The 12,738-nt window shown below is 60.4% G+C and carries 7 protein-coding genes and 3 rRNA genes; 8 read left to right on the plus strand and 2 right to left on the minus strand.

The window, feature by feature from the left end; all coding sequences use genetic code 11:
• The first annotated feature begins 188 nt into the window (after positions 1–188).
• Positions 189–638 carry a DUF3592 domain-containing protein gene (locus LFT46_RS04775; protein ID WP_236821410.1) on the plus strand — a complete coding sequence of 150 codons (450 nt, stop codon included), beginning with the start codon at positions 189–191 and terminating at the stop codon, positions 636–638.
• Between the two features lie 65 nt (positions 639–703).
• The gene (locus tag LFT46_RS04780) at positions 704–1,351 is read left to right on the plus strand and encodes an SOUL family heme-binding protein (RefSeq protein WP_236821411.1); all 648 of its coding nucleotides are present in this window, start codon (positions 704–706) and stop codon (positions 1,349–1,351) included.
• Here the strand turns inward: LFT46_RS04780 and LFT46_RS04785 are convergent.
• Positions 1,348–1,740, minus strand: coding sequence for a VOC family protein (locus LFT46_RS04785; protein WP_236801299.1), 393 nt, complete (start codon positions 1,738–1,740; stop codon positions 1,348–1,350). The two genes, LFT46_RS04780 and LFT46_RS04785, sit on opposite strands and share 4 nt — an antisense overlap.
• Before the next feature lie 397 nt (positions 1,741–2,137).
• Here LFT46_RS04785 and LFT46_RS04790 point away from each other — a divergent pair, with 397 nt between their 5' ends.
• Together LFT46_RS04790 and LFT46_RS04795 are read left to right on the plus strand one after the other, a co-directional pair.
• Positions 2,138–3,412 (plus strand): GmrSD restriction endonuclease domain-containing protein, encoded by a 1,275-nt coding sequence (locus tag LFT46_RS04790; protein ID WP_236821412.1) that lies wholly within the window; start codon positions 2,138–2,140, stop codon positions 3,410–3,412.
• Positions 3,413–3,478: 66 nt separating this feature from the next.
• Entirely contained in the window at positions 3,479–4,240 is a 762-nt protein-coding gene (locus LFT46_RS04795) for a PASTA domain-containing protein (protein WP_236821413.1), read from the plus strand.
• 173 nt (positions 4,241–4,413) lie between these two features.
• Here the strand turns inward: LFT46_RS04795 and LFT46_RS04800 are convergent, their stop codons facing one another.
• Positions 4,414–4,884 carry a hypothetical protein gene (locus LFT46_RS04800; RefSeq protein ID WP_236801302.1) on the minus strand — a complete coding sequence of 157 codons (471 nt, stop codon included), beginning with the start codon at positions 4,882–4,884 and terminating at the stop codon, positions 4,414–4,416.
• 1,227 nt (positions 4,885–6,111) lie between these two features.
• Between LFT46_RS04800 and LFT46_RS04805 the strand changes: the two genes are divergently transcribed.
• The 4 genes from LFT46_RS04805 (at position 6,112) to LFT46_RS04820 (ending at position 12,737) form a co-directional block, all read left to right on the plus strand.
• Positions 6,112–7,634: ribosomal RNA gene (locus LFT46_RS04805) — 16S ribosomal RNA — on the plus strand.
• 505 nt (positions 7,635–8,139) lie between these two features.
• A 23S ribosomal RNA gene (locus LFT46_RS04810) occupies positions 8,140–11,269 on the plus strand.
• Positions 11,270–11,441: 172 nt separating this feature from the next.
• Positions 11,442–11,558 (plus strand): 5S ribosomal RNA (rrf, locus tag LFT46_RS04815).
• Together the 16S, 23S and 5S rRNA genes form the textbook arrangement of a ribosomal RNA operon.
• A 420-nt stretch (positions 11,559–11,978) precedes the next feature.
• The gene (locus LFT46_RS04820; RefSeq protein WP_236821414.1) at positions 11,979–12,737 is read left to right on the plus strand and encodes a LamB/YcsF family protein; all 759 of its coding nucleotides are present in this window, start codon (positions 11,979–11,981) and stop codon (positions 12,735–12,737) included.
• The last annotated feature ends 1 nt before the right edge of the window (position 12,738 follow it).

Genomic DNA, 12,738 nt, shown 5'->3' on the forward strand with positions numbered 1-12,738 from the left:
CGGGTGCGCCTCCTGCGGGACGTTCCTTAGCAATGCTAATTAGTTCTGCTAACTATTATGCTTCGCTTGCTTACCAAAGGGCAATAGGGGGCAGCGTGGGCTTGGCAACATATTCCGGCAGAATGGGACCCGTGACTGGGGGAAGAACTGACGCGGGCCGCGGATCGAAGTTGTCGTGGAAAGGGATAGTGAACCTGGCGGTGACCGTCCTGGTCCTCTGTCTGGGTCCAATCCTCATCGTCGTGGGCAGCCTGATGATCAACGCTGATGAGGAGCTCGCGCGGACGGGTTCGCAGGCGACCGGAACGATCGTGGATTTCGACGATGTCACCAAGGCTTCCCAGCGGCGGATCACCGTGGATTTTACGACGGCGGATGGGTCGCCTCACCGGACATTCGCGGCCGTGGAACATGACCAACACCCCGTAGTTGGCGGCGACGCAACGGTGCTTTATGCCGAAGACGATCCGAGCCAGGCCATTGTGGCGGGGTACGAGAGTGACGGTGTGTGGTTCCGTGGTGTGGGCGTTCTCCTGACGATGATCTTCGGTGCCATTGGGGTCCTGGCTGCCGTCCTGCGTGGAGTTTCCGCCGTGCGCGGCCGTTTCCGGAGGCGGGCAACGAAGGGAGTCGGGTGACCCCGGCCTGGTAGTGCCCTTCGGCCTGGCCGCGCCCGTCCGACCGGCGTAAGCTCGGCTCCACTATGACCGAGCAGCAGCCCTATGAGTTGGTCCGGCGCTATCCGCACTTTGAACTGCGCCGTTACCCGGACTATGTCGTGGCCGAGGTGACGGTGACAGCCAGCTTTGACCGCGCCGGCAACGCCGCCTTCCGGTATCTCTTCAACTACATCAGCGGCAACAACACTGCCCGGCAGAAACTGGCCATGACCGCCCCCGTGTTGCAGGAGCCGCGGTTGGGCCCGCAGAAGCTGGCCATGACCGCCCCCGTGTTGCAGGAGCCGCGGTTGGGCCCGCAGAAGCTGGCCATGACCGCCCCGGTGCTCCAAAGCGGTCCGCTGCCCGGTTCCGGACAGCCTGCTGAATTCACGGTGGCCTTTGTGCTCCCGGCGGGCGTGACGGCTGAAACCGCCCCTGCACCCACCGACCCAAAGGTCAGGGTGCGCGGGGTGCCGGGTTCCCTCGCCGCAGTAGTGGGATTCTCTGGCGGCGGCTCCGACTCTGCGTTTGAGAAGCGCAACAAAGGTCTGCAGGCCGCCCTTACGCTGGCGGGACTGACGCCGGTGGGGCCGCCCCGGTTCGCCCGCTTCGACCCGCCGTTCAAGCCGTGGTTCCTGCGCCACAACGAAGTCGTCCAGGACGTGCGGGAGGCTGGGGCGGATTCTTCCTAGGCCTTGTGGGCGTCCCGGATGTGCTGCTGCGTCTGTCCCTGCATCACCCAACGGTTGCCATCCGGGTCGCTGAAGTAGGCGAAGAGGACGCCGCCGAGGTCCTGGATCTCACTGATATCTGCGCCGCGCCGGACCAGCTCGCTTCGGACTGCAGCGATGTCGGGAACCACCAGCTGCAGTCCTTCCAGGCTGCCCGGCGTCATGGTGGTCATCCCGGTGCCGATGACCACCGATGCGGCCGAGCCCGGGGGAGTCAGTTGGACCACGCGCATGCCGGGGATGTGCTCCACGTCGTGGTCCAGGATGAAGCCCAGCTTTTCTGTGTAGAACGCTTTGGACCTGTCGACGTCGGACACCGGGACCTGGACAACTTCAAGGCGCATTTGCATGCGGGCTACTTTATCCCTGCTTTTTGCTGCGGGGAATGGCAGCCACATGTGGGGCATCGCCGTCGTGAACATCGCGGTTAATTGTTAAGCCCCGAATGCCAATTGCGACACCTTTCCTCAAGGTCGCATCAAGACTGGCTGAATGTTCGCCGAGTATCGCAGCCGCGCAGCTTTCCAGCCTCGCAGGACGCATAGGCTCCTCGGTGATGAGTTTTGCCAGGCTTAGCAGCAGGCCCGGCAAATGAAGGGGCATCAGCAATTGTCGCCCCTCATAAACGGGGAATGAATGTCCGACTACGAAACCCTTCCCGGGTTTGCCTCTTTCGCGCCGGCACCGAAGCCGCCGCGGAAACCCCGCGCTTCAACTTTTATTGTTGGCGCTATTACCGCCTTGTTCATGCTCCTCGGAGCAGTAAGCGGCGGATTCGGCGGTGCCTTGGTCGTCCTGGCCATTTCACTCGCACTCACCGGCCTGTATGTCCTCCTCACGGGACGCCGCTCGTGGGCTTGGCTTCCCGCGAACCGGAAGGCCGGCGCTGTCGCTGTCGTTGCGTCGCTGGCACTCTTCATTGGTGGTGCCGTCGCCCTGCCGCGTGTTGCCAGCGCGGACCTTGAGGCGGCATCGTCGGAGAGCACGGCCAAGGCAGCCCCGGCGAAGGCAAGCCCCACCGCAACACCCAAGGTGTCGCCGTCGTCCGCGCCAACTCCCACCGCGCAGGAAACCGGGGAACCGCTGGACCCGGAGAATCCGTACGTCCTTGCCGCCGGCGTCACTGCCACGGCGCCGAACGCGCAGCCGGCCTATGCCACCAAAGCAATGGATGTGCTGGCGACCCTTCCCATCAAGGGCCGGGCCCCAAAGACGGGGTATGACAGGGCGCGGTTCGGCCAAGCGTGGGCGGACGTTGACCGCAACGGCTGCGATACCCGCAACGACATCCTCAAGCGCGACCTCACCGGCATCACGTACACGAACAGTGTGCCGTGCAAGGTGCAGTCCGGCACCCTCGCGGATCCCTACACGGGCACCACCATCAGCTTTGTTCGGGGCTCCGGCACCAGCAGCGCCGTGCAGATCGATCACGTAGTGGCGCTCAGCGATGCGTGGCAAAAGGGCGCCCAGCAGCTGACCCCGGAACAGCGGACGGCGTTTGCGAATGACCCGCTGAACCTGCAGGCCACCGATGGGCCCACCAACATCAAGAAGGGCGACGGCGACGCGGCCACCTGGCTGCCACCGAACAAGGGCTTCCGGTGCGAGTACGTGGCGCGCCAGATCTCCGTGAAGGCGACGTACTCGCTGTGGGTCACCCAGGCCGAACACGACGCTATGGCCCGGATCCTGGGCGACTGCGCTGGCCAGTTGGCCCCGACAAACCAGCAGGCTGCGGCTCCGGCCCCTGTTGCGGCTGAACCTGCACCTGCGGCAGTTGCGCCGGCACCTGCGCCTGTTGCCCCGGTTCCCGCGCCGGCGGCCGTTGCGCCTGCACCGGCCCCGGCCGCTCCGGCACCGGTTGCCCCGGCACCTGCTGCGCCTGCTCCGGCACCTGCTGCTGCCTACTACGCGAACTGCAGTGCGGCGAGGGCCGCAGGAGCTGCACCGATCTACGCCGGCCAGCCGGGCTACCGCCCCGCGCTGGATCGCGACTCCGACGGTGTCGCCTGCGAGTAAGCCAGTCTTTCCCGGAATACCCGGGCGAAATTTTCATCACCATCACACGCATTCCTAGGGGGAAAAGTGAAAGCAAGTACAGTTCCTGCAGTTGGCAGGTTGAAGAAGACGCTGGCCCTTGCCGTGCTGGCCGGTCTCATGCTGACCGGTTGCGGCGGCAAGCAGGCGGCTACGCAGCCGACAGCAACGGCAACGGCAACGGCCGTTTCGCAAACAACGGAGACAGTCGTGGTCCCGGCCGTGGTGAACCTGACCCTGGACAAGGCCAAGGACCAGTTGGAAAAGCTTGGTTTCAAGGTTGAGACCGTGGACAGCGCCAAGGGTAAGGCGATCATCGTCAAGAGCAATTGGCAGGTGGTTACCCAGGATCCTGCCAACGGTGCGCAGGCGGAAAAGGGATCCACAGTGCACTTGGGCGTCAAGAACCTGGACGACGTTGCCGCGGAGAAAGCCGCCAGCGAAAAGGCTGCGGCTGATAAGGCCGCTGCGGAACAGGCAGCAGCCGCGAAGGCTGCAGCTAATAAGGCTGCTGCGGACAAAGCTATTGCAGACAAGGCGGCCGCCGACAAGGCCGCGGCCGACCAGGCTGCCGCGGCAAAAGCCGCAGCGGATCAAGCCGCACGGGACGCAGCTGCAAGGGCAGCCGCCGAGCAAGCGGCTGCGGCGCAGAAGGCCGCACAGGGACCTGCTCAGGCACCCGCCCCGGCAGGGGGCGTTACACCCGGTGCTTTTTGTTCACCCGCGGGTGCAGTCGGGCTGAGTGCCAAGGGAGCCACGTACACCTGCAAACCGTCGGCTACAGATTCACGTTCGCGCTGGCGTCAGTAGTTACCCCAGGGACGAGCCGTGGATGCTTCCTGTTCTGGTGGGAACATCCGCGGCTCGTCTCGTTAGAGGGTCATCCCCGGCGACCTTGGTCCGTGTGGGCAGTGACCCGTTGCCCTCGGCACCCGCCTCGCGGCCCGCGGAGGTTTCGCCTGCCGGCTCCCCAGCAGGCGCTCCTACATTCGTCCCGGGGTAAGGTCCGCGTCGACATTAGGATCGTTGCCGCCGGCTTCCTGCTCACTCGACGGGGCTGGCTTCTGCTTTGACGCCTGGGCCGAGCGCCAGACGGCCGCCCCTGCCGCCAGGGCAGCGAGCCCGAGAATCCACAACCACACCTTGGCGGCGGGCCGTCGTGTCTGTACTGGCGCCGGCACGGACACTTTCGGGCCGACGCGCTTCAGCTGTTCCTGCACCCGGGGCGTGAGAGTCTCTACTCCTCCGGCGAGCTCATCCGCCAACCGCCGCAACATGGCTTGGAGGCGCGGGGAGGCAGTCTCAATGCCAGTATCCAGCCCGGCCACTGCTCTCTGGAGCGCAGCCTGGACGCCCGGCGTGGCCCATTCCTTGCCCCTCGACAACTGAGTCAGGAGGTTCTCGGAGAGACGATGGATCCGCTCGGTGTCGGTCATTGGTTCTGCTGTGCGCATGAATGCCTCCTTGATGTGATCGATGACGCCAGACTAGGGCGGGCGAAAGTGGGGAAACAGGGTCTTTGGAACCGGGACACGGCGGACGGGCAGGTCTTATCAGCCTCCATCGCGTTGGAAGCGTCGTACGGGACTTGGTCCTAGGGGGTCTGGGGACTATGCGAGGCTGCGAGGGCGCCGAGGTCACGGATCAGCCGCTGTACTTCATGTTCCCTGCGCATGGAAGCGGAATTCTGCTGGATGGCGCGAGGTCTTGCCAAGGGCTTCCTCGGCGGGGCAGGAAGAGGAACTCCACCCCTCGCACGCGGCACGACGGAGGCTTCCGCGTTGGCGTTCGGAATACCTGCGCCCATATGTCCCCCTTGGCTTGGTCCATTGGGGACGGTCCCCTGGCCATTGCCGTAGTGACACTCTAGGAACGTCAGGGATGACGCGAAAGGCACTCTGTCCGATATCGGGACTAATTGCCGCAATCTTGAGGTTCGCTCTGGCGGGACGTCTTTCCTGTTCCCGTGTCATGTGCGGAGCTGGCGGCGGCTGGGGGAGGCGTTCGTGGTCTCGGGCGAACACCTTCGCCGCCAGCTCCAGTCATCACTTTAGGTTCGAACCGTTTCCAACGGCTCGAGTAATCACTACGTGTTTCCCCTGGGAGGGCTACTTGGTCGTGGGCATAGACGGCGGGGTGCGCCACCTGTGCCGGAGACCACACAGGGGAATTACGACGGCGGCGCGCGGCCTGGGTGCGCCAATGACCCTTCCTGCCCCTGGATTCCGCGGATCCTGCGGATGAAACGGTCGATTTGCGGTGGGGGTTGTGTGGGGGTATTGTTTTCTGAGTCGCCGCCGCTGAAGCGGAAAGATAGCGGCCAACCCCCCTTTTTTGAACGGCCTGGAAATGGTTCGCTTTTGTGGCGTGCTGTGTGTGGGTGGGGGCTGATTCTGGTGGTTTTGGACGCGGGAACGTGGTTTGCAAAGCCGGGCCGGATCGGGTAAGTTTGAAAAGTTGCTCCGGAGCGATCCTGAACGTTGGTTTGGGTGGTGCCGGGTGTGTCTGTTGTTTGAGAACTCAATAGTGTGCCAAGTTTGTTGATACCGATTATGTAATGTGATTGGTTGATTGTGCTGTGCCGCCACGCCGTGGTGTGCATGGTGTTTTTGGCTGGTTTCAAATTTTGTGCAGCCGTGGTCGCCGTTATTTCCGGTGGTTGTGGTTGTGTCTGTTTGTTTTCAACGGAGAGTTTGATCCTGGCTCAGGATGAACGCTGGCGGCGTGCTTAACACATGCAAGTCGAACGATGATGCCAGCTTGCTGGTGGATTAGTGGCGAACGGGTGAGTAACACGTGAGTAACCTGCCCTTGACTCTGGGATAAGCCTGGGAAACTGGGTCTAATACCGGATATGACTGATCATCGCATGGTGGTTGGTGGAAAGCTTTTGTGGTTTTGGATGGACTCGCGGCCTATCAGCTTGTTGGTGGGGTAATGGCCTACCAAGGCGACGACGGGTAGCCGGCCTGAGAGGGTGACCGGCCACACTGGGACTGAGACACGGCCCAGACTCCTACGGGAGGCAGCAGTGGGGAATATTGCACAATGGGCGAAAGCCTGATGCAGCGACGCCGCGTGAGGGATGACGGCCTTCGGGTTGTAAACCTCTTTCAGTAGGGAAGAAGCGTAAGTGACGGTACCTGCAGAAGAAGCGCCGGCTAACTACGTGCCAGCAGCCGCGGTAATACGTAGGGCGCAAGCGTTATCCGGAATTATTGGGCGTAAAGAGCTCGTAGGCGGTTTGTCGCGTCTGCCGTGAAAGTCCGGGGCTCAACTCCGGATCTGCGGTGGGTACGGGCAGACTAGAGTGATGTAGGGGAGACTGGAATTCCTGGTGTAGCGGTGAAATGCGCAGATATCAGGAGGAACACCGATGGCGAAGGCAGGTCTCTGGGCATTAACTGACGCTGAGGAGCGAAAGCATGGGGAGCGAACAGGATTAGATACCCTGGTAGTCCATGCCGTAAACGTTGGGCACTAGGTGTGGGGGACATTCCACGTTTTCCGCGCCGTAGCTAACGCATTAAGTGCCCCGCCTGGGGAGTACGGCCGCAAGGCTAAAACTCAAAGGAATTGACGGGGGCCCGCACAAGCGGCGGAGCATGCGGATTAATTCGATGCAACGCGAAGAACCTTACCAAGGCTTGACATGAACCAGACCGGGCTGGAAACAGTCCTTCCCCTTTGGGGTTGGTTTACAGGTGGTGCATGGTTGTCGTCAGCTCGTGTCGTGAGATGTTGGGTTAAGTCCCGCAACGAGCGCAACCCTCGTTCCATGTTGCCAGCGGGTAGTGCCGGGGACTCATGGGAGACTGCCGGGGTCAACTCGGAGGAAGGTGGGGACGACGTCAAATCATCATGCCCCTTATGTCTTGGGCTTCACGCATGCTACAATGGCCGGTACAAAGGGTTGCGATACTGTGAGGTGGAGCTAATCCCAAAAAGCCGGTCTCAGTTCGGATTGGGGTCTGCAACTCGACCCCATGAAGTCGGAGTCGCTAGTAATCGCAGATCAGCAACGCTGCGGTGAATACGTTCCCGGGCCTTGTACACACCGCCCGTCAAGTCACGAAAGTTGGTAACACCCGAAGCCGGTGGCCTAACCCCTTGTGGGAGGGAGCTGTCGAAGGTGGGACTGGCGATTGGGACTAAGTCGTAACAAGGTAGCCGTACCGGAAGGTGCGGCTGGATCACCTCCTTTCTAAGGAGCACCTACAATGATCCGTCGCCAATGCATGTTGGTGGTGGGTGTGTTGTCAGGAGTAAAGGCCCGTTGCACGGACGACTGTTCCGTGGCGGGTGCTCAAGGGTGGAATATCAACAAATAGCGGCTGTCTGGTCTTGTGGTCTTCTTTAGTACGAACCCTGGTGGTTCTGGAACGGTGGGCCGGGGGTTTTCCGGGTGGTTTAGTGTTTGGCACACTGTTGGGTCCTGAGACAACAGGACCGGGGAGGCTTTCGGGTCTTGCCGGGTTTGTTTGTTTCTGGTTTCCCTGCCATGACGTTTCTGCACGTGTTTGACTCCTTTTTTGGGGGGTTGTGTGTGGGGTGTGTGGTGTGGGGTTGTTGTTTGAGAACTACATAGTGGACGCGAGCATCTTGTATAAGAAGCAATTTCCAAGATTATGAACCTGGATCTGGTTCGTGTGCCTTTGGGTGCGCGGGACAGTTTCTGTGGTTCTCTCGAAAATGTTTTTGATCTTTGTGGTCAAGTTTTTAAGAGCACACGGTGGATGCCTTGGCATTAGGAGCCGAAGAAGGACGTAGGAATCTGCGATAAGCCTGGGGGAGTCGATAACCGGACTGTGATCCCAGGGTGTCCGAATGGGGAAACCCCGCCAGGGGCGTGAGTTGCCTGGTGACCCGCATCTGAACACATAGGGTGCGTGGGGGGAACGCGGGGAAGTGAAACATCTCAGTACCCGCAGGAAGAGAAAACAATAGTGATTCCGTTAGTAGTGGCGAGCGAACGCGGATCAGGCTAAACCGTTCCATGTGTGATAGCCGGCGGGCGTTGCATGGTCGGGGTTGTGGGACTTTCCATACCAGTTCTGCCGGGCTGGTGGGGTGTGATGTGCGCGCATAGGTGAACGGTTTTGAAAGGCCGGCCAGAGAGGGTGTTAGTCCCGTAACCGTAATGTGTTTGTACCGCCTGTGAGAGTATCCCAAGTAGTACGGGGCCCGAGAAATCCCGTGCGAATCTGTCAGGACCACCTGATAAGCCTAAATACTCCCTAATGACCGATAGCGGACCAGTACCGTGAGGGAAAGGTGAAAAGTACCCCGGGAGGGGAGTGAAACAGTACCTGAAACCGTGTGCTTACAATCCGTCGGAGCCAGTCTGATTCTGGTGACGGCGTGCCTTTTGAAGAATGAGCCTGCGAGTTAGTGTTACGTCGCGAGGTTAACCCGTGTGGGGCAGCCGTAGCGAAAGCGAGTCTGAATAGGGCGTGTGAGTGGCGTGATCTAGACCCGAAGCGAAGTGATCTACCCATGGCCAGGTTGAAGCGACGGTAAGACGTCGTGGAGGACCGAACCCACTTCAGTTGAAAATGGAGGGGATGAGCTGTGGGTAGGGGTGAAAGGCCAATCAAACTTCGTGATAGCTGGTTCTCCCCGAAATGCATTTAGGTGCAGCGTTGCGTGTTTCTTGCTGGAGGTAGAGCTACTGGATGGCTAATGGGCCCTACAAGGTTACTGACGTCAGCCAAACTCCGAATGCCGGTAAGTGAGAGCGCAGCAGTGAGACTGTGGGGGATAAGCTTCATAGTCGAGAGGGAAACAGCCCAGACCACCAACTAAGGCCCCTAAGCGTGTGCTAAGTGGGAAAGGATGTGGAGTTGCCCAGACAACCAGGAGGTTGGCTTAGAAGCAGCCACCCTTAAAAGAGTGCGTAATAGCTCACTGGTCAAGTGATTCCGCGCCGACAATGTAGCGGGGCTCAAGTACACCGCCGAAGTTGTGGCATTCACATATTGTCCTAGCCTTCGTGGTTCAGGAGTGTGGATGGGTAGGGGAGCGTCGTGTGGGCGGTGAAGCTGCGGTGTAAACCAGTGGTGGAGCCTACACGAGTGAGAATGCAGGCATGAGTAGCGAAAGACGGGTGAGAAACCCGTCCGCCGAATGATCAAGGGTTCCAGGGTCAAGCTAATCTGCCCTGGGTAAGTCGGGACCTAAGGCGAGGCCGACAGGCGTAGTCGATGGACAACGGGTTGATATTCCCGTACCGGCGAAAAACCGCCCATGCTGAGCGGGGGATACTAACTGCCCGAAACCTGCCCGACCGTCCTTTGGACGGAAGGGTTTTGGTGGAGCGCAGGACCTGATCCCGGGAGGCAAGCGTATTAACAGGTGTGACGCAGGAAGGTAGCCGAGCCGGGCGATGGTTGTCCCGGTCTAAGGATGTAGGGCGAATGGTAGGCAAATCCGCCATTCATATGGCCTGAGATCTGATGGGACCCCCGTATGGGGGGATTTGGTGATCCTATGCTGCCGAGAAAAGCATCGACGCGAGGTTTTAGCCGCCCGTACCCCAAACCGACACAGGTGATCAGGTAGAGAATACCAAGGCGATCGAGAGAATTATGGTTAAGGAACTCGGCAAAATGCCCCCGTAACTTCGGGAGAAGGGGGGCCCCAACCTTGAACACCACATCGCTGGTGGGAGGGGATCGGGGCCGCAGAGACCAGGGGGAAGCGACTGTTTACTAAAAACACAGGTCCGTGCGAAGTCGCAAGACGATGTATACGGACTGACTCCTGCCCGGTGCTGGAAGGTTAAGAGGACCGGTTAGCCGTAAGGCGAAGCTGAGAATTTAAGCCCCAGTAAACGGCGGTGGTAACTATAACCATCCTAAGGTAGCGAAATTCCTTGTCGGGTAAGTTCCGACCTGCACGAATGGAGTAACGACTTCCCCGCTGTCTCAACCATAAACTCGGCGAAATTGCAGTACGAGTAAAGATGCTCGTTACGCGCAGCAGGACGGAAAGACCCCGAGACCTTTACTATAGTTTGGTATTGGTGTTCGGAGTGGCTTGTGTAGGATAGGTGGGAGACGTTGAAGCCCGGACGCCAGTTCGGGTGGAGTCATCGTTGAAATACCACTCTGGTCACTTTGGACATCTAACTTCGGCCCGTAATCCGGGTCAGGGACAGTGCCTGATGGGTAGTTTAACTGGGGCGGTTGCCTCCTAAAAAGTAACGGAGGCGCCCAAAGGTTCCCTCAGCCTGGTTGGCAATCAGGTGTCGAGTGTAAGTGCACAAGGGAGCTTGACTGTGAGAGAGACATCTCGAGCAGGGACGAAAGTCGGGACTAGTGATCCGGCGGTACATTGTGGAATGGCCGTCGCTCAACGGATAAAAGGTACCTCGGGGATAACAGGCTGATCTTGCCCAAGAGTCCATATCGACGGCATGGTTTGGCACCTCGATGTCGGCTCGTCGCATCCTGGGGCTGGAGTAGGTCCCAAGGGTTGGGCTGTTCGCCCATTAAAGCGGTACGCGAGCTGGGTTTAGAACGTCGTGAGACAGTTCGGTCCCTATCCGCTGCGCGCGCAGGAAATTTGAGAAGGGCTGTCCTTAGTACGAGAGGACCGGGACGGACGAACCTCTGGTGTGTCAGTTGTACTGCCAAGTGCACCGCTGATTAGCTACGTTCGGATGGGATAACCGCTGAAAGCATCTAAGCGGGAAGCTCGCTTCAAGATGAGATTTCCATACACCCTCGGGTGTGAGAGGCCCCCAGCCAGACCACTGGGTTGATAGGCCGGATGTGGAAGCGAGGACTAACGACTCGTGAAGCTGACCGGTACTAATAGGCCAACAACTTACACCACACAGAAACATACAAAACTCTGCTTGCGTCCACTATGTGGTTCCCAACCAACAACCCCAAAACACCGGGGTCGATGGCACGGAACCAACAACTGAATACAACAACACCACCAATGTTGTAACCACAAAGTCTTCCCACCCCCGGCATTACCTAAGGGGTTCGGGTGAAAAGGTTACGGCGGTCATAGCGTGGGGGAAACGCCCGGTCCCATTCCGAACCCGGAAGCTAAGACCCACAGCGCCGATGGTACTGCACCCGGGAGGGTGTGGGAGAGTAGGTCACCGCCGGAACATCATTAACTGGTCGAGGCCCCAACCACACGGTTGGGGCCTCCCACATTTAACAACCAAAAAGGGTACCGGGGCCAGCCCCCAGAACCGCCCGACCGACCAGGGCTCTCCAAACCTGGTTGCTCCATCACTGAGGGCACTCACCCCCCCGATAACAACCACAACTGATAGAACAACACCACAACCCACCCGGGCCTCGGATGAGAACCCGCCAAGAGGTGAGCAGGCGTTCAGGGAGAACCCGCCAGAGGTGAGCGGGCGCCGGGGGAAAACCTGCCAGAGGTGAGCGGGCGTCGGGGGAAAACCTGCCAGATGTGAGCGGGCGTCGGGGGAGAGTGGGAAATAGGGGGCTGCGGATTGTTGAACAATCTGAGTTTTTAGGGCATTCTTGAAGGACACCAATCCGAGACGGAGATCACAATGCCCAGCATCGACCTGAACAGCGACGTCGGCGAGTCCTTTGGGAACTGGTCCTTCGGCGATGACGCCGCCATTTTTGAAAGCGTGTCCAGTGCCAACGTAGCGTGCGGCTTCCACGCCGGCGACCCTGTGGGCATTATGGCCACGTGCCAGGCAGCCGTGAAGGCCGGCGTCACCGTCGGCGCCCACCCGGGCTACCGGGACTTGGCAGGATTTGGCCGCCGCTTCGTGGACATGACCCCCGCAGAGTTGACCGCTGACGTCGTCTACCAGATCGGCGCCGTCCAGGCCGTGGCCCTCGCCGGTGGAACCGCCGTACGCTACGTCAAGCCCCACGGCGCCCTGTACAACACGATCGTGAACCACCCGCAGCAGGCCGGCGCCGTCGTCGCCGCCATCCTCGCAGTGGATCCCACCCTCCCCCTCATGGTTCTCCCCAACTCCGAAATCCAGCGCCAGGCCGACGCCGCCGGGCTGCGGACCGTCGCCGAAGCCTTCGCTGACCGTGCCTACAACCCGGACGGCACCCTGGTCTCCCGGCGGGAAGCCGGCTCCGTGCTGCATGAGGTTAACGACGTCGTCGAACATGTCCTGCGCCTGGCCGGCGACGGCGTGGTCCGTGCCACCGACGGATCGCTGGTCCCCGTCAAGGCCGAAAGCATCTGCCTGCACGGCGATACCCCCGGCGCCGTGGCGATGGCTGCCGCCGTCCGCTCCGCGCTGGAGAACGCCGGCATCCAGATCCAAAGCTTCGCCTAGC

Source organism: Arthrobacter sp. FW306-07-I (assembly GCF_021800405.1).
Lineage (GTDB): Bacteria > Actinomycetota > Actinomycetes > Actinomycetales > Micrococcaceae > Arthrobacter.